This window comes from Pajaroellobacter abortibovis (assembly GCF_001931505.1).
GTDB classification, from domain to species: domain Bacteria; phylum Myxococcota_A; class Polyangia; order Polyangiales; family Polyangiaceae; genus Pajaroellobacter; species Pajaroellobacter abortibovis.
On the sequence record NZ_CP016908.1, the window covers coordinates 453,825 to 471,657 of the forward strand.

Genomic DNA, 17,833 nt, shown 5'->3' on the forward strand with positions numbered 1-17,833 from the left:
TCTTTTATCTTTTCTGTCTCACTCAGTGGTAGCACTAGACGAGAGCTTCTTCGTTTTCTTCATGTTTTGCTTCACCTTGGCAGAGAGGGAGAGGAAGCAGACAGTTTTTTTCATTTTGCTGAATTCTTTTCTTTCTTGTAACGAGGCCAGGGAGTTGCCTCGAGGGAATTCTCTTGATGCGACTTTAGGAGGTGGAGTCATGGCTTATCTTAGAAGTTGCCGAGTGGGATGTATGCTTTTTGTGGTCAGCTGTATTGGATGCAGTGAGAGCCATATGGATTCAGATGCTGAGGAGCTACTTGCCATAGTAACCCAACAGAGCGCGCTGAAATTCATTGACTTATCTGCTTGGAGCAGTCTTAAGCTAATGAATTATGAGGAGATCAATGCTTTTCTGCAAAGGAGAAGCAATAGGATCTCGCACTTCAACTTTCCTTCAGGGGGAGGAAGGCCCTGACCGTATTTCATATTATGGAGAGTGTAGGTGCAGGGATTGTTGGACTGGACCTGCCGATACGAGTGTGACCGATGAGATAATCATCTATCTGGGGATAGATAAGGGGATCTGCATAGATTGATATTGGTGAATACGGAAGTCAATCATGTTGGGCTTGAGTATCTTAAGAAGCTAAATCTACGCGTATTGACGCTAGATAATCTGAGATTGGAGCAGTCTGTGTTGTCGACGGGAGGGATGGGCCATCTGCTTGCATATTGTCCTAATCGTATCTCCATCACTTTCTGCAGCTATGGATTTGCAGAAGAGATAATCCCCTACATTCTCCAATTCTGCCCAAACCTCACCTCTCTCTGGATCGCTGGCAACTGGACTTAGGATTTGAATAGAGAAGACACCGACGAGGTCAAGAACACCCTTTTGAAGTTGACTGTATTCACAGTAGGCGTGGAGGAGCAGATCGACTCATGTGAGCGAGGTCGTAAGGAGATTGCTTGAGGTAACCCTTACGTGGGGTTTAAGAAATGCTTTGAGTTCACCCCCCCGATGATTTTCAGGCTATAAAGTCATAAGGTACAAGGTGTAACCCTGTGGGGGACCAATGCCGATGACAACATGATGGAGGTGCTGAGTGTCTCGTCTTCCCTCCGGGATTTGGTGGTTTGCAGTTCGAAGGTGAGCACACTGCGGAGTCGGTACATTCACGACTTCAGCGGGAGGGTGACCGATGGGGCCTTGGCCTATGCCTAATTCTGGCCTGAGCTGCGCAATCTTTCACTATTTGGCAATCACTTGACTTCTGCGGCGCTTACCCATGCTCGTCGATGACATAAGGACTTTGCTTCGCTTACTCTCTATGGCAATTAATTCAGTGAGGTGACCATTGCTTTGCCTCCTTTGTGGCCTAAGTTGAATGCAGTGACGGTAGGGTTCTGTTCTCTGGAACACGGATTTAAGGATGAGTCTATTGGGTTGGCGACGAAGAAGTGGCCTCAGGTGACCCAGTTGTGGGGGGTGTTACGCTCTCCGATGAGGTATTCACGCAAGCGTGTGGGTGGTCATCAATGAATTCGTTGTCACTTCGCGGATGTCCGCTGTTGACGGACAAGACGTTGTCCATTCCGATGGAGAAGGTATGGCCGAAGTGGAGGTTTTGCGTCTGACGGATGAATTTACGGATGGAGCACTCTCTTGTCGAGGTTACCTGAGCTGAGTGTATTGTTCTGTCCTTATGGGGGAGGGGATAAAGCAATGAGGGGGTGTATAGTCTGAAGGGGAAGTTTCCAAAACTGACGCATTTTCACCTCAGGGGTGAGCAATTCAAGCCCTAGTTAGTGGGGTGGGTGATGGGGGAATAGGGAGAGGATGAAAGAGGTGAAGGTGGAGGACCCGAAGCTGTGTGAGAGTGAGGGAGAGAGAAGGAGCCTTTCGTGGGGAGGGGGGATTATACTGGATGTGAGCAAATGGGGGAAAGGGGAGGGAGTGATTGTGTCCTTTCCAGCGGGGATCCGATGTGGGGACGTGGGTACAGATATCCGAAAAGGACTGCGGTCACGTTGACTGCTCAAGCTGGCCCCATGTTGTCGTTGATTGGATTTGTGGGGGATTGTAAGGGGTGGAGCCTACGGTGACGCTGGACAGTGTGAGGGAATGCACAGCAGTCTTTGGCCCTCTCCCTGCTCGCTTTGCGTATCTCCTTGATGGTGAAGATAAGGGGCTCTACCCTATTCCTGCTGCGTTGATTGGCTACACGGTAGATGCGGTGACGGGGAGGTTGACGCCGATTACTGGTCTTTCGATGAAGGTGAAGCAATGGCCTACCCGTCTGGTCGATGCCTTGAATAGTCAATTTCTCTATGCCAATACCCTGCCTGGAGGGACCATCCATGCCTACCGGGTCCATCCCACCACCGAGCTTCTCACTGAAATCCAAGGGCCTCCCTATTCCATCTGCTCTGCATACATGGCCCTCTGACCCTCTTGACCGATTTCTCTATATTAGCACCAGCTCTGATTCAAAGACTATAGTACATAAAATCGATCCTCTCCCAGGACAATTGTCTCCCGTTCCCGGCTCCCCCTTTCAAACAGAGGAGCATATTCAAATGATCGCAGACGATAGGCTTGGTCATTTTCTCTACATCCCTAGTGTAGGGGGAAATATGTGAGTACGAGATCAAGCCTCATACGGGGAGTTCTCATCCTGTGCCAGGCAATCCTGTGATCCCCGGGAGGACGTCTTGAAGACATCTTCCTCACACCCGGTCCTTCTCCCTAGGGCATTGGTTCTCCTCTTGAATCGCGTTATTCGATTTTGAGAATCGCTAAAAATGCCTGTTGAGGGATTTCCACGCTGCCTACTTGTTTCATCCGTTTCTTCCCCTCTTTTTGTTTCTCAAGTAGTTTTCTCTTGCGGCTAATGTCTCCTCCGTAGCATTTAGCAGTGACGTCTTTACGCAAGGCCCGCACGGTTTCCCGAGCGATAATTTTGTTCCCGATCACTGCTTGAATGGCAACTTCGTATTGTTGCCGTGGAACAAATTCCTTTAACTTTTCTGCGAGCGCTCGTCCTCGAGAGTAGGCTTTCTCTTGGTGGACAATCGTCGATAACGCATCCAGCGGATTTCCGTTGACGAGCATATCGATGCGGACGAGAGGGCTGGGGCGATATCCTATAAGCTCGTAGTCCATCGAGGCGTAACCCTTCGATATGCTCTTGAGTTTGTCATGAAAGTCGAAGAGGATTTCGTTGAAAGGGAGCTCGTACGTGATCATCACTCTTTCCGGGCTGGAATACTGCATGCTCAGTTGAACTCCACGTTTCTCCTGACAGAGTGCCAAAATGGCTCCTACGTACGTAGAGGGAACATGAATGACCATTTTGACGATCGGTTCTTCCATACGTTGAATCAATTGAGTGGGCAGCAATTTTGCTGGGTTTTCCACACGCACCATTTCCTCGTTCGAGAGGTAGACGTGATAGATAACGCTCGGTGCTGTTGTGATCAGATCCAGATTAAATTCACGCTCAAGTCGTTCCTGGATGATCTCCATGTGCAGTAATCCTAAAAAACCACACCGGAAGCCGAATCCCAGTGCTTCAGAGGAATCCGCTTCGAAAGAAAAAGCAGCATCATTCATATGTAACTTTTCGAGTGCATCTCTCAGATCGGGATAGGAGGCACTATCGGTTGGAAACATGCCGGCAAAGACCATCGGCTTAACTTCCTTATAGCCGGGGAGTGCAGCAGGAACTTTTTTCCCCTTATGTACGATGGTATCCCCTACCTTTGTGTCGTGAACGCTTTTGATGTTTGCTGCGATGAAACCGACCTCTCCTGCATGAAGAGTTTCCAAGGTGACTGGAAAGGGTTGAAAAGCTCCTATGTCTGTAACTTCGTATTCACCGCCGGTGGTGAGAAAACGTATTTTATCCCCTTGGCGAAGGATGCCATCGACAACTCGGATCAAGGCGATGGCTCCTCGGTAACTGTCATACCATGAGTCGAAAATGAGGGCGCGCAACGGGGCTGATGCGTCTCCGCGAGGTGAGGGTACTTTATGCACAATTTGCTTGAGAATATCGGCTACACCTACACCTGTTTTCCCACTGCAGGTAATCGCTTCCGAACAATCGAGGCCGATCACTTGTTCAATCTCATGTCTTGTTTTTTCTGGATCAGCAGAAGGAAGATCGACCTTATTCAATACAGGCAAGATCTCGAGATTGTGTTCGAGCGCCAGATAAACATTGGCCAACGTTTGGGCTTCTACTCCTTGTGTTGCGTCGACCACTAAGATGGCCCCTTCACAGGCGGATAGGGATCGGGAGACTTCGTAATTGAAATCAACGTGCCCAGGTGTATCGATCAGATTGAATTGATACACCTCACCTTTCGGACAGACGTATTCGAGGCGTACAGCTTGTGCTTTGATGGTAATGCCGCGTTCCCGCTCGATGTCCAACTTGTCGAGAAATTGTTCTTTTGCTTGTCGTTTAGTGAGAGCTCCTGTCATTTCTAGAATGCGATCTGCAAGAGTACTTTTGCCGTGATCGATGTGTGCAATAATGCAAAAATTGCGAATACGTGAAGCAGCGTGAGAGGTAGGCATACGACCTATCGCTTTAGAGGATTCTGTCCTTTTTCATCAGTATGAATTGAGGCTTTGATTGGTGGTTTGGAGGGAGTAGAAGAGGAAGGGCTCTGGATCGAAGAGGAGATTGGATGGGTTGAAGGCATACTGAGTGGAAGCTGACCTGGGAGAAGATATTGATACTGATGCAACACAAGGTCGATCCCTTCCCGGATGTAGACTGCAACAGGAACTTTCGTGCGTTCGTGGAGGAGTCTGAGCTTATCCATCTGCTCAGGTGTCACGTAAATGGTGGTTGAAATTTTCTTTCGGGACATCCGTGTTGCTACCCTCTACAGTTCTTCGTTGGGTGAGGAGCCTTGCTAACTTGAAGGTTGATTGATTCTCTCTGACATCGCTATACAATACGTGAATATATATGGTCTTTCAAGAAGATACCAATCTAATGATGAGGTATTGTACACAATATATGGAACACCATTAAAATAATTTCTTATTCGCTTGTTTGTAAAATCATGCACTATTTCTTGCTTATTGGTGCTGTTCGGAGGAATGGTATTATATGAATTCTTCTTTTTTCTTTTCTCGAACAGGACGGAATTGGCTTGCTGTTGCTTGTTGGGTAGCTGGTCCCTTTTGGATTTTGTCATGCAAAGGGGTTGGGTCAGTCCCTCAGGCGCAGCAAGAAAATAAGGTGAGTTTTTCGGAGACGCAAATTGTGCACGAACCTTGTGATGTAGAGGGATCTCGTGTGCGGGAAGAGACGCTCAACGTCCAGGGAAAAAAACTGTTTGTCCTACATGTGCTTGCGGGATCGGGAGGATCTGAGATCTGCCGCATGACAAATCTCACTGGAAACGAAAAGGGGGATATTTTTGAGTACTTCTGGCCGACGGGAAAACTGCGCCGACGGGAAGTGTATTATGATAATCAACATAAAGCTGTTGCAATAAGCCTATTCGATGAAGAAGGGCGGCTGGTGCGTCGCCTCATTGCTGTGTTGGGGACTCATCAGGCGGATACGATCGACTACTTTGATCCAGCAACCGGTCAGCTTGTGCGTCGTGGGCGCGATTCAATGGGCAGAGGAGTATTTGATCAGTGGTGGTTTTGGAAAGATGGTGAGTTGCGTGTGGAGATCAAAGACCCAGATCAACAAGAGCCGCTTTCTATTGTGTTTGAACAACCCCAGCAGAAGCAGAGTGAGGAGGTAATACCGCCAGCTGGAGGAATGGATGGGGGTGTTGAAGGAGGTGTGCTCGCAGAAAGTGGGGAAGGAAAAGAAGTTTCTGCGGATGTAGGGGATGATGCTCCACAAGCTGCATCTGCAGCGGAGGCTCGTGGGACTACCAATCAAACTCGTTCTTCTCCAGAGCAGACGCAACAGGGTGGGGGTTCTCATGCAGTTAAAGGGGGGGAAGGAAAGAACAAAACGAAGAGGAAAAAGAATGAAGCATCTTCTTTTATGCCCGAAAAAAAATCATCTTCTCATCAAGATTAAGCCGAAAAGGGGACGCGAAGAATGGTGGCTAAAGCTAATGTAGCAGGGTTACTGGTTTTGATTGCAGGTGCTAGCGCGATGTTTGCTGGTGCCTGTGGAGGAAGACAGAAAGCCAAACAAGAGAGAGAACATACGATAAAAGAAGCTCTGAAGGAGAAAGAAGAGCAGTCATTGTGCGGTGATTGGAAAGGAAATCCAGATATGGAGGCGGAGGAAATCATTGGGATGGGTTCCGCAGTTCCTAATATCCGTCGCGTGTATCAAATCTATCAGGGATTGGGGGATGGAGGAGCCCAGCGGAAGATTCTTGTTTGCCGCGAGATAGATACGAATCTGGATGGTGTCAAGGACATTGTCCGCACGTACAATCAGAATGGAGATCCAACGCTAGAGAAAGTGGATACGAATTACGACGGCAAAATAGATGTGTGGCGTTCATTTGTTAATGGCCAGTTGGTGGAAGAGCAGATCGATCGAAATGGGGACGGGAAACCAGATGAATGGCGTATTTATGAAGATGGTGTGCTTGCCTTTGTGCATAAGGATCGCAACGGAGATGGGAAGCCGGACGAATGGCAATTTTTTAACAACGGCAAACTTGAGCGCATTGGATTCGATGACAGTTTTGAAGGTCGTGTGACCCGCTGGATACGAAATGAAGAGGAATTGCCGTCTGTTGCATCCTCTCAAGGGACTGATCAGCAGGCGGATGGAGGGACAGGGATGGATGTGAGTGCGGCGGATGCAGCAGCAGGTGATGGAGGACCAGCTAGTACAGGACCAACTGATGCGGGAGGGAAGGGGCAACAGGCTGCTGCTTCTTAGTCGCCTCTGTTTCCTCCCTCCTTTTAATGAATGGGAAGGGATGAGAGGGCCTGTTTCTTAATTGGAAAGTACAAAGAACGCTTCTCCGTATTCTTTCAGCAGTTCGACAGCACGGTTCATGTCTTCTTCGGTGTGCCCTCGCGTAATGTTGACTCGCAATCGCTCTTCTCCGTGTTTAACACCGGGATACGTGATTGGGATGATTAAGACCCCACATTCGAGAAGGGCTACGTGCATAAAAAGCGCTTTGCGTTCATCACGGCACATCACCGGCATGATATGCGTGTTGCTTTGCCCGAGATCGAATCCGATTGAAGTTAACCGACTCCGCATGTAGTTCGCTTTTTGGTGAAGCTCGCGCACGAGAGTTGGCCCTTCTTCTTCGAGAATATCAAGTATGGTCGCAGCTGCGGCGACGATCGGGACAGGCAGAGAAGCGCTGAACACAAAGGAGCGTGCTGTGTGTTTTACCAAGTCAACCACATCTCCTGACGCGAGGAGAACGCCGCCGATCCCTCCAAAAGTTTTTGAGAAAGTGGAAATCACAATAGGGACTTTCCCTTGAAGTCCTAGATCTTCTACAATCCCTGTTCCACGCGTGCCTAGGGTACCTGTGCCATGGGCATCATCGCATATCAACACCGCCTCATAGCGATCGCAGATCTCAACCAATTGATCGAGATGAGCGAGGTCTCCATCAAGGGAATAGATCCCTTCGACAACCACAAGCGCATTTTTTCGTTCGCGTGTTTTCAGCGTTCGCTCTAAGCTCTTTGTGGAGTTGTGGTTGAAAAAGCGAATTTCTGGATTTTGTCCGGGGACCCCTGCGGATAAAAATGTTCCATCAAGGATACACGCGTGGCTGAAGCTGTCGAGAATGACCGTGGTGTTCTGATCGACAAGAGACGTTAGCGTACCGAGCATTGCTTGATAGCCTGTTGTGAACATAAGGCATTGCTCAAACCCAAACCACTTTGCAAGTCTTCTTTCAAGCTCGACGTGTTCTACAGTGGTTGCTTGGATGCGCGAACTGGAAAGACCGCAAGCGTACTTTTCAACAGCTTTGATGGAAGCTTCTTTGACCCTTGGGTGATTGGTCAAACCCAGATAATCGTTGGAACTGAAATTGATAATCGGTTTGCCGTGAATGGTTGTGTGGATCCCGCCGGAATCAAACGGAAGAAAGTAAGGGTAAACTTGTTTCGCGCGCGCTTCTCGCACTCGGACTAATTCTTGATAGGCTTTTTGGTCGATCCAAGACACGCTTTACTCCTTTCACGTTGATTGTACCCTATTGGCTTAGGTGCGTCTTTGATGAGAGTGCACTGTTTTATTGATCTCCATCATGCTTCTCGATTATGGTCTACATAGGATAACAGCAGATGCATTGCCATAAAATCCCATCGCTGTCACCAGTGCAGTTTTAAGAGAGGGCGGGGGGGAACCCGCAACGAGAGCGGAAGGCTTAACCCCTTGGAACCAAGCTAAAAGGGCAGCTATGTTCATCGCTCCGCCCGCGCCTAGCGTCTCTCCAAAGATTAGTTTAGGGGCGGCGATGCATGTTTTTGGCCCCAACACCCGTTGAATTCCAGTCAATTCGGCTTGATCGAAAGCAGGAAGGCCCGATAACCCGGAAGCTACAATGTCGATTTCGTTTTTTGAGATCTGGCTGTCTTGAAGGGCGAGGTGGATCGCTTTTTCAACTACTTGTTCCGATGCATAAATCAACTTGGAAGCGGTTTTGGGGGACACCACTGCAGTGCCATAGCCGATAATTTTTGCCATGCAGTGAGCTCCTCGATGGGTGGCCACCTCCTCCGATTCGAGCGAAAAAAAACTGGCGCCTTCCCCTAACCGCACTTGCGATTCGAGTGCTCCTAATTTGTGAAAAGCGAGATACAGTGCCTCGCTGATCGCCTCTGCCCCTCCTACGAGGATAGCATCGGCTCGTTTTGCCTGCAGGAAGATATCCGCACAAGCGACTACATCTAGGGCTCCGCAGTTGCCATCGGATACAGATACATTGAGCGCTCGGAGATCTTCCCAAATGCTTGCATATCCTGCTGCACTGTTGCTTACGGTATTTGGAAATTTGGCGGGGTTGATGTAGCGGGCGTCTTCTAAAATGGCGACTCGACCTAGCTCTGTGACCGCTTCCAGACTTCCATAAGCATTGGAAGAGCAGAGACCTACTCGCTCAGGAGAGAGCTGCACATAGGCTCCATCCTTTTTATAGCCAGCGTCGTGCATCGTTAGCCGTGTGGCGACCACGAGCAGCTTCGTTAGCCGATCCAAGATGCGCAACCCTTTGTCTCCTAGGTATTTAGCTGCATCGAACTGTTGAATTTCTGTGACGTGTGCTTGAGGGTAACGGGAGCTCTGTGCGGCCTCGGTTCGTCCTTCTCGGCGCTGGATGTGTGTGCGAGGGTCGTCCATCGCTTCATAAAAGCTTTCTTTACCGATACCGAGGGCAGAGACGATGCCCATCCCTGTGATGCAGAGAGGGTTCACGCGATTGCTTCCGAGGAAGAGGAGGATTGAAGAGAGGCGCAGATTTCACCGGGGGGTGGAAGTCGTTCAGGTTTTGCAAAACAGATCACTGCATTGTACCCTCCAAAAGCGAGAGAATTATTGAGAACAATATCCGCTTTTCCCATCTTCGCTTGATTACCTACCACGTTTAAATCGCATTCTGGGTCTGGTGTTTCATATCCCAATGTGGGGGGATAAGTATTCGTTTCAAGCGTCAGCACACAAGAGATCGCTTCAAGTGCGCTGGCTGCACCCATACAGTGGCCGAGCATCCCTTTAATGCTTGAAACAGGGATAGACTGGGTGCCAAAAATTTCTTTGATCACTTTCGTTTCGATGACGTCGTTGGCGCGTGTGCCTGTTCCATGCGCATTGATGAAATCGACCTGAGCAGGAGTAATTCCTGAACGTTCAATTGCCCATCGCATCGCTCGGATGCTCCCTTCCGCTTTAGGATGAGGTCGTGTGATATGGTAGGCATCGCAGGAAAGCCCATAGCCACCTATTTCAGCTTGAGGGGTTGCATTGCGCTGGATGGCGTGTTTCTCGGACTCAATCACAAGGATCCCTGCCCCTTCTCCAACAATAAGGCCTTGCCGATTTAGATCGAAGGGCTGACATCGCTCGGGGGCCATTGCGGCAAGCCGAACGAAACCAGTAAATTGAAGCTCTTGCAGCAATTCAGCAGCTCCCGTAATGACAATGTCTGCGCGTCTGGAGCGGATCAGATCGGAAGCAAAACCGATGGCATAGTTCCCTGCTGCACAAGCGGCTGGCAGAGTCAGAGCCATCCCTTCTGCTCCAATCGCGCGGGCGATATGGATTGGGAGAAGGGTAGACCCGAATTTAGGAATCATCGTTTTTTTGATAGCATGTGGCCCTTGTGCGATCCAGGCGTGATCCAATTCCTCAAGGATCTGAGCTTCTCCCATTGTCGTCCCGATTACGACTGCGGTGCGGGGGCCTTTGAGTGATTTGAGAGGGAGGTGTGCATCGGCAATGGCCATGCGGGCTGCAGCGAGTGCCATCGCTGAGCATCGACCCATCCTGTGCAATTCGGCAGAGGTTAGGTGATCGGGGGGATGGAAGTTTTTGACTTCCCCTCCGTATTTGCGCCCAAGAGTCGACACATCGAAGGCTTCGATAGGTGAGATCCCGCTTTGGCCTCGCTTGAGCGCTTCAAAAAAAGCGGCCCGTCCGAGCCCGATCGAGCTGACAACGCCGACCCCCGTAATCAAGGCCCGTGGAGTTGGAGAAATGGAGGGATGGGGAAAGAAATTTAACATTTAGTTCAAGTCATTGTGTAGTCTAGCCTTGCATCGAAGCCTACCACGAAGTAGAGGGCGCTGGGAGATAGATTCAATTGAAGGAGACGAACGTGTCATGAACATAGCACCTACCCTTGTCGATGCAATACGGGCACTTGCCTCTGAACACCGACATGGCTTTACTTTTCTTCAGTCGGATGGGAGCGAATCCTATTATCCTTTTTCTCTTATTTATCAGCAAGCGGAGTGTCGTGCGGCGCATCTAATCGCGCATGGAATTCGAAAGGGGGAGCGTGTCGCCCTGATTGTTCCAGAAGAGGACGAATTTATCCTCAGTTTCTTAGGGGCGATGATTGCAGGGGCTGTTCCTGTTCCGATTTATCCTCAGCTTTCCTTTAAAGGCATAGAGACCTACTATGCGATTGTTGGCCATATTCTGGATGCCTGTGCTCCTGCGCTCGTGATTACAACAGGGGCTGTTAAAGCGATTCTTGAACCGGTGTTGGCTCAGCATTCCGATGCCAAAGCGGTGATCACGGTTAATCAATTCAAAGAATCCGTAGGCCCTTTCCATACGGTTGATGTTCAGCCGAGCGATTTGGCATTCTTGCAATTCACTTCAGGGAGTACTTCTCGCCCTAAAGGGGTCATGGTGACGCATGCCAATTTAATGGCGAATGCCTATGCGTTTATGGTGGAGGGGGTTCATAAGGATTCATCGGTAGATAAGGGGGTCAGTTGGCTCCCTCTTTTCCACGATATGGGGCTCATAGGTTTCGTTATCGGACCTCTTGCAGTGAATATTCCGGTGGTTTTTATCCCGACCTCTTCTTTTGTTCGGACCCCTCGTCTCTGGCTGGAGACCCTCCATAAACATCGCGGTACTTTAACGTTTGCCCCCAATTTTGCCTATGCGCTTATCGCAAAGAGGATCCGAGAAAAGGATATCGCCCACATGGACCTGTCTTGCATTCGGAGCGCAGGATGTGGAGCTGAGCCGATTCAAGCGAAAACCTTGCGGGAGTTCGCCACGCTCCTCGCCCCTACCGGTTTCAATCCCAAGGCTTTGCTGCCTTCGTATGGGATGGCGGAAGCGACACTTGCGATCACCTTTTCTCCTCTTTTTTTGGGCCTTTCTGTCGATGAAGTCAGCATATCTTCGTTGCAGGGAGGGACTCCTTGTCCAGCGTGTCAAGGAGATGAGGAAACGATAGAAGTTGTCAATTGTGGTAAGCCTTTTGTGGGTCATGAGATCGGTATAGTTAATGAGCAGGGGGAGCGTTTGGGAGATCGTCAAGTGGGGCAAGTGATTGTCCGCGGCCCAAGCGTTACGGCTGGGTATTATCGTCATCCTGAGTCCACCCAAGCCGCATTTCGCAATGGATGGCTCTACACGGGCGATCTGGGGTATACGGTAGACGGATCACTTTTTATTTGTGGCCGTATGAAAGATGTGATCATTATACGGGGACGCAATTTCTATCCGAGCGATATTGAGTGGATTATTTCTGAACTCCCTGGAATTCGTCGGGGGAACGCGGTTGCGATTGGGGTAGAGGTAGAAGGGGAGGAGCAACTTGTTGTCTGTGTGGAGGCGTTAGGAGGAGAACAAAAGGGTCTTATCGAAGCCATTTCGTCAACGATTACATCAGCATTTGGACTGACGGTGCATAAAGTGGTGTTGGTTGCGCCTGGTACGTTGCCTCGCACTTCAAGTGGTAAATCACAGCGGTCTAAAACGAAGGAGATGTATCTCAAGGGGCAGCTGACCACCCGCGACCGTTGCCGAGAGGGCGAGGATAATCAATCCGTGTAAAGCAGAAGGAAAAAAACCGCGCGCGTTGACTTGGAACGTCGAATTGGATAGATGTGGCCTATCTCATACGAGAGGTGTCATTCATCGTTATTTGTTGGAAGGGAGATTAGGGTTCTTATCCTGTTTGTTTCTCCAGTGCTGTAGGGGATTGAGAAGGGGAGTTCATCAAAAAGAATGGCTTAGAATTAAGTATCTAAAAATGGGAGGCGCCCTATGGCGACCAGCAGAGAAGAATTACTAAATATCTTTTGCATAACAGCCTCAGCAGTTGTCGAACGTGAATTTCAAACCGTTGAAGAGCATACCGTGATCAGCGAATTGGGGATTGATTCTCTCAATATGCTTGAAATCATAGGGGCGATGGAGCGTGAATTGAATATTCAGATCCCTGATGATCAGCTCACAGGAATCAATACTGTTCGCGACCTTCTTGAAGTCGTTGCGAAACGTCAACAAATGGTGGAATAAGTAAAGCCAGTTATCATCACAATGGAGATATCCGGATAGAGAATCATGGTGCCAACAACTCTTAAAGAAGATTTACGTGCTCTTATTCAAGAAATCGCCGAAATTGATAAAGTAGAAGAGACAGCGTTATTTAAAGACTTGGGTATCGATTCGATGATGGGGGTCGAGATCGTTGCTGCCATTGAACGCCAATACAAAATCACGATTCATGATTCAGAATTGCAGCAGGTTTCTACCCTTGAAAAGTCCTACGAACTCGTCCGGCGCAAGCTCGAAGAGAAAGAGGCGTCTCCTTTTGAAGCGACCTCATGACAGTTTCTGTTCCCCTCTTTCAGCGCGTCTCCTCTTCCTTCCATTTTGCTGAGGAAGAACAGAAGATCCTTTCCTTCTGGAAGGAGAACCGGATTCTCGAGCGTTCGCTTTCCCAGCGCGAGGGAAGACCTCGTTTTGTTTTTTATGAGGGGCCCCCTACTGCGAATGGCTTGCCTCATAATGGGCATGTGCTGACGAGGGTAATTAAAGATCTTTTCCTGCGGTATAAAACGATGCAAGGCTTTTTCGTCCCGAGGAAAGCAGGTTGGGATACCCATGGCCTTCCTGTGGAAGTGGAAGTGGAAAAGGAGCTCGGTATCCACGGAAAGGGGGCTATCGAGACCTGTGGTGTTGAACCATTTGTTCGACATTGCATGAAGTCAGTGTTCCGATATACAGAGGAATGGGAAAAGATCACCGAGCGGATCGGATTTTGGGTCGATCTGTCTTCTGCCTATGTTACCTACCATCAGGAGTATGTGGAGAGTGTCTGGTGGGCTCTGTCCCAGCTGCATCGCAGAGGCCTGCTCTATCAAGGCCATAAGGTGGTGTGGTGGTGGTCTCAAGGGGGGACGGCGCTCAGTGCTGCAGAAGTAGGGCAAGGGTATAAGCAAGTCGACGACCCAGCGATCTATGTTGTCTTCCCTCTCGTAGATGAATCCGATCGTGCGCTTGTCGTATGGACGACCACGCCGTGGACACTCCCCTCCAATGCTTATGTAGCTGTACATCCAGACTGTCTCTATGCGGAGGTGAAGATCGGTTCATGGCGGTGTATTGTTGCTCAAGAGCGTGTCGCTCCTTTGGCTGACAGTCTTAAGACCCCTCTTTCGGTGGAACAGGTTTTCAAAGGGGACTCTCTTGTTGGCAAGAGGTATCGCCCACCTTTTGATCTGTACGCTGCGTCTTGGTTCGATACGACTGTCACAAAAAAAACGGGTGAACAGATCCCCATGTATTGGCGGGTCGTAGCTGCAGATTTTGTCGAACTCAAGACAGGGACGGGGCTTGTCCACATTGCTCCTGCTTTTGGAGAGGATGACCATCGGGTCCATTTGCGTGAACTGGCTCGTCTTAAAAAACCTGCAGACGTTCCTCTTCTGTGCGCTGTCCGGGAAGACGGGACGTTTGTTGATCAATTTTCCGCTTATCGTGGTAAGTGGATTAAAGACTGCGATAAGGCACTGCAGATGGAGCTCCGTGAGCGTGACCTTCTGATCCATGCGGAAGTGATCCGCCATGACTATCCTTTCTGTTGGAGGGCGGACGGGGATCCGCTCATCCAGTATGCCAGACCCGCTTGGTATATCCGTACGACGGATTTTAAAGAGCATGCTCAGGCTGCCAATCGACATATCCACTGGGTTCCTTCCCATGTTGGAGAGGGGAGGTTTGGTGACTTTCTCGCGAACAATGTGGATTGGGCCCTTTCGCGAGAGCGGTACTGGGGGACTCCTCTCAATATTTGGATCAATGATAAAACAGGGGCTACTGAAGCTCCGTCTTCAGTAGCCGAAATTCTGGCTAAGAATCCTGCGGCTTTTGATGCTTTTTATAAAGCGCGAGAGGAAGACCCTTCGCTCCCTTCTCATCTTATGGTGCATAAGCCTTGGATCGATCAAGTAACCTGGCAGAATCCAGGCGAAGAGGGAATCTACCGCAGGGTTCCTGATGTTGTGGATTGTTGGTTCGATTCAGGGTGTATGCCTTTTGCACAGTGGGGGTTTCCGCATGCTGGACAGGACGAATTTAAAGCAAGTTTTCCAGCGGATTTTATCTCGGAAGCGATCGACCAGACTCGTGGATGGTTCTATTCATTACTGATGGTCAATCTGCTCCTCCCCCAAGGGAAAGAGAGCCAGCAAGAGGACCATGCCGAGTGGATCCGGTCTATCCCTTCCTACCGGACTTGTTTGGTGCTTGGCCATGTGAGCGATTGCCATGGCAAGAAAGAGTCCAAATCGAAAGGAAACTTTATCCCCCCGGAAGTGATTTTGGAAAAGGTTCGGATGGAATTTGCCGTTTTTTCAGCACAGGATTTCCCTTTTCTCCAAAGTGCTCCAGGGGTTGCTTGGATAGCGGAAGATGATCTCCAAGGGCTAGATGTAGCCGGCGGATCGGTCTTGCGGGTATATTGCAAGGAGACCCCTGAAAAAGCGATCTCATTGAAAGTACAAGCGGACAAGCGGCTTCGTAGGCGTATTGTGATTGTGCATGAAGAGGATTGTTTTGTGTTGAGAATCCGTCCTACTTCTCAAAAACACGTCAAACCTTCGGATATCTCCTGGCTTCCAAGCCAAGAGCGGATTTGCTTGGAAGATACAGCAACTCCTGCGCCAGGGGCAGATGCATTCCGTTGGTTTTTTTATGCTTCGAGTCCACCCTGGAACACCATCCGTCATTCGTTGTCGAATGTTCGTCTGGCACAGCAGGAGTCCCTTCTCAAACTCAGGAATGTCTATTCGTTTTTCACCATCTATGCGTCGATTGACACTTTCAATCCCTGGACGACTTCAGATGCGGATCGGGTCCCATCTATTGAGACGTTGCCGGAGATGGATCGGTGGATTCGCAGTGAACTTATGCTGACACTTCAGAGTGTCCGTTCCAGTCTCGATGCGTTCGATGTCTATGCTGCGGCGCAACGGTTGAAAGGCTTTATTGATAACCTCTCTAACTGGTATGTCCGTCGCTGTCGCGGCAGGTTCTGGCGATCGGGGTGGGATTCAGACAAGTCCAACGCGTACAGTACGCTCTATGACATGTTGGTTACTCTCGCTTCTGCCATGGCTCCATTCGTTCCTTTTATGGCTGAAGAGATATATCAGAATCTGGTATTTGAGCCCGCTCGTCGTTTAGGCAAGGAAGTTCCGAGAAGTGTTCACCTTACTTCTTATCCATCTCCTCAGGAATCGTATATTAATCTCCCCCTTTCTCAAAAAATGAGTCATTTGCGTGAGCTGGTCAGTGTGGGACTCCAAGTGCGCATGCAACACCAACTGAAAGTACGCCAGCCGCTTCAGACTGCTTATCTGGTGGTGACAGATCCTCATATTCAACAATCACTCGCATCGGCTGAAGAATTAATTCGGCAGGAGCTCCATGTTCTCTCGATCTCCTGGTTGTCCCCTTCCCAAGCGCACCATTTGGTTGATTATCGGCTAAAGCCAAATTTCCGATCATTAGGGAAACGTGGTCTTGGAAAGGAAGCCCAGCGGCTCAAGTCACGCTTTGCAAAACTCTCATCGGAAGAGGCGTTTGAACTCCATACCTCTCTCTTCACGCAGGGCTCGTTTCTCTTCGATGGAGTTGAGCTTCGCGTGGGTGATGTCGAGGTGATCCTTGAAGCCAAAGAAGGGTATGCAGCTTCTTCTGGGAAGGTAGGAGCTGTCGTTCTCGATACCAAACTCGATGATATGCTGCGCGGATTGGGATTCGTGCGTGAGTTGCTAAACCGGCTTCAACATCTTCGGAAAGAGAAAGGACTTGAGTTTACGGATCGAGTCGCTCTCGTTCTAGGCGTGGAGGGGAGTCATCTCCACGCCCTTTTGGAAGAAAGAGCCCAAGAGATTCGCGAGGAAGTACTCGCTGAGTCGTTCTCTGTCGTCTCCCGCGATCAGCTCGCCTCTTCCCCCTTGGAAACGCAAGAAGTCCAAGTCGAAGGGGAAACCATGCGCGTACACATGAAATTGTGGACAGGATCAAAAGAAGGGGAAGGGGGAGGTGCTCTCTCATCTACCCCTGTTTCTGTCTTTCCGACCTTTTCTTCATTGATTCCAACTCCCATGCAAAAAGAACAAGTCCCCTTGCCTTCTTCTTCTCCTTCCCCATTTCGTCCCCCGTATGGTTTCCTTGCGATAGTTTTTTCACTCTCTTTTCTGACCGATATGCTAACCAAAAGGTGGATAGAGCACCATTTACGCGCCTACCCGCATTATCAGGAAATTATCCCGAATTATTTGGCATTTACATTGGCTGAGAACAGGGGAGGTGCCTGGAGTTTGTTGCACGATGCGCCGGAATCTTTCCGTCGCCCTTTTTTCCTACTCGTTTCTATTATTTCCATGGTCTTTATCCTCAACCTCTACCTTCGCCTTGAGGCTAGTCAGAAAGCCCTCAAGTGGGGGCTTGCCCTTGTGTTGGGGGGAGCCTTTGGGAATCTCGTGGATCGGGTCTATTACGGTTATGTAATCGACTTTATCCACGCTCATGTGATTTGGAATGGAAAAGACTACCGGTGGCCTACTTTCAATGTGGCGGACATCGTGATCTGTGTGGGAGCCGGTCTGATGGCGCTGGATATGGGTCAGGGGGGGCAGAGGAAGAAGGAACCTGTCGATCATTCCTCTTCTCAGCGAAGCGTTTAGCCTTGCTACCCGCCCTTCTCTTATAGAGCGCTTCCTATTTCATCAGGTAAAGATTTGAAATCCTTTTAGGTCTGACTCCTTACACTATGAGAATCGTCTTGGACTAAACTTGTATTCCGAATAAATTAAGACATGCTTAATTTATGCTTCTAAGAAGAGAAAGAGAGGAAAAAGGGAACTGATGCAGAGCTA

Annotated in this window: 15 protein-coding genes and 1 pseudogene; 11 read left to right on the top strand and 5 right to left on the bottom strand. The window is 49.5% G+C overall.

What is annotated here, in order from left to right; genetic code table 11:
- Positions 1-574 precede the first annotated feature (574 nt).
- The 5 genes from BCY86_RS02295 to BCY86_RS02305 all read left to right on the top strand — a co-directional run bounded on the left by BCY86_RS02295 (position 575) and on the right by BCY86_RS02305 (position 2,432).
- Entirely contained in the window at positions 575-835 is a 261-nt protein-coding gene (locus BCY86_RS02295; protein WP_156864997.1) for a hypothetical protein, read from the top strand.
- A gap of 498 nt (positions 836-1,333) precedes the next feature.
- Positions 1,334-1,525, top strand: a complete 192-nt coding sequence (locus BCY86_RS09570; RefSeq protein ID WP_156864998.1) for a hypothetical protein — start codon at positions 1,334-1,336, stop codon at positions 1,523-1,525.
- A complete protein-coding gene (locus tag BCY86_RS09575) occupies positions 1,512-1,670 on the top strand; it encodes a hypothetical protein (protein WP_172824774.1) in 159 nt (52 codons plus the stop codon). Before BCY86_RS09570 ends, BCY86_RS09575 begins: the two co-directional genes overlap by 14 nt.
- A 217-nt stretch (positions 1,671-1,887) precedes the next feature.
- Positions 1,888-2,088 carry a hypothetical protein gene (locus BCY86_RS09580; protein ID WP_156865000.1) on the top strand — a complete coding sequence of 67 codons (201 nt, stop codon included), beginning with the start codon at positions 1,888-1,890 and terminating at the stop codon, positions 2,086-2,088.
- Positions 2,085-2,432: a hypothetical protein gene (locus BCY86_RS02305; RefSeq protein WP_075276274.1), complete on the top strand. Its 348-nt coding sequence runs from the start codon at positions 2,085-2,087 to the stop codon at positions 2,430-2,432. The genes BCY86_RS09580 and BCY86_RS02305 overlap by 4 nt, the downstream gene beginning before the upstream one ends.
- Positions 2,433-2,761: 329 nt before the next feature.
- Here the strand turns inward: BCY86_RS02305 and lepA are convergent, their stop codons facing one another.
- Positions 2,762-4,570 (bottom strand): translation elongation factor 4, encoded by a 1,809-nt coding sequence (gene lepA, locus BCY86_RS02310; protein ID WP_075276275.1) that lies wholly within the window; start codon positions 4,568-4,570, stop codon positions 2,762-2,764.
- 140 nt (positions 4,571-4,710) lie between these two features.
- Positions 4,711-4,869: pseudogene (locus tag BCY86_RS10690) on the bottom strand (ribbon-helix-helix domain-containing protein); the annotation flags it as partial.
- Between the two features lie 245 nt (positions 4,870-5,114).
- On the opposite strand from BCY86_RS10690, the gene BCY86_RS02320 reads away from it, so the two are divergent.
- Positions 5,115-6,053 (top strand): hypothetical protein, encoded by a 939-nt coding sequence (locus tag BCY86_RS02320; RefSeq protein ID WP_075276276.1) that lies wholly within the window; start codon positions 5,115-5,117, stop codon positions 6,051-6,053.
- A gap of 21 nt (positions 6,054-6,074) precedes the next feature.
- The gene (locus tag BCY86_RS02325; RefSeq protein ID WP_075276277.1) at positions 6,075-6,878 is read left to right on the top strand and encodes a hypothetical protein; all 804 of its coding nucleotides are present in this window, start codon (positions 6,075-6,077) and stop codon (positions 6,876-6,878) included.
- A 57-nt stretch (positions 6,879-6,935) separates the two neighbouring features.
- Here BCY86_RS02325 and BCY86_RS02330 read toward each other — a convergent pair whose 3' ends face one another.
- From BCY86_RS02330 to BCY86_RS02340, 3 genes are all read right to left on the bottom strand, one after another.
- A complete protein-coding gene (locus BCY86_RS02330; RefSeq protein WP_075276278.1) occupies positions 6,936-8,141 on the bottom strand; it encodes an aminotransferase class I/II-fold pyridoxal phosphate-dependent enzyme in 1,206 nt (401 codons plus the stop codon).
- A 93-nt stretch (positions 8,142-8,234) separates the two neighbouring features.
- Complete coding sequence (locus tag BCY86_RS02335) at positions 8,235-9,389, bottom strand: beta-ketoacyl synthase N-terminal-like domain-containing protein (protein ID WP_075276279.1); 1,155 nt, start codon at positions 9,387-9,389, stop codon at positions 8,235-8,237.
- Positions 9,386-10,696: a beta-ketoacyl-[acyl-carrier-protein] synthase family protein gene (locus BCY86_RS02340; RefSeq protein WP_075276280.1), complete on the bottom strand. Its 1,311-nt coding sequence runs from the start codon at positions 10,694-10,696 to the stop codon at positions 9,386-9,388. Before BCY86_RS02340 ends, BCY86_RS02335 begins: the two co-directional genes overlap by 4 nt.
- A 97-nt stretch (positions 10,697-10,793) precedes the next feature.
- Between BCY86_RS02340 and BCY86_RS02345 the strand changes: the two genes are divergently transcribed.
- The 4 genes from BCY86_RS02345 to ileS all read left to right on the top strand — a co-directional run bounded on the left by BCY86_RS02345 (position 10,794) and on the right by ileS (position 17,641).
- Entirely contained in the window at positions 10,794-12,494 is a 1,701-nt protein-coding gene (locus BCY86_RS02345; protein ID WP_075276281.1) for a fatty acyl-AMP ligase, read from the top strand.
- A 213-nt stretch (positions 12,495-12,707) separates the two neighbouring features.
- Positions 12,708-12,962, top strand: a complete 255-nt coding sequence (locus BCY86_RS02350) for an acyl carrier protein (protein WP_083604127.1) — start codon at positions 12,708-12,710, stop codon at positions 12,960-12,962.
- Positions 12,963-13,007: 45 nt separating this feature from the next.
- Positions 13,008-13,274 (top strand): acyl carrier protein, encoded by a 267-nt coding sequence (locus BCY86_RS02355; RefSeq protein ID WP_075276282.1) that lies wholly within the window; start codon positions 13,008-13,010, stop codon positions 13,272-13,274.
- Positions 13,271-17,641, top strand: a complete 4,371-nt coding sequence (gene ileS / locus BCY86_RS02360) for an isoleucine--tRNA ligase (protein WP_075276283.1) — start codon at positions 13,271-13,273, stop codon at positions 17,639-17,641. Before BCY86_RS02355 ends, ileS begins: the two co-directional genes overlap by 4 nt.
- The last annotated feature ends 192 nt before the right edge of the window (positions 17,642-17,833 follow it).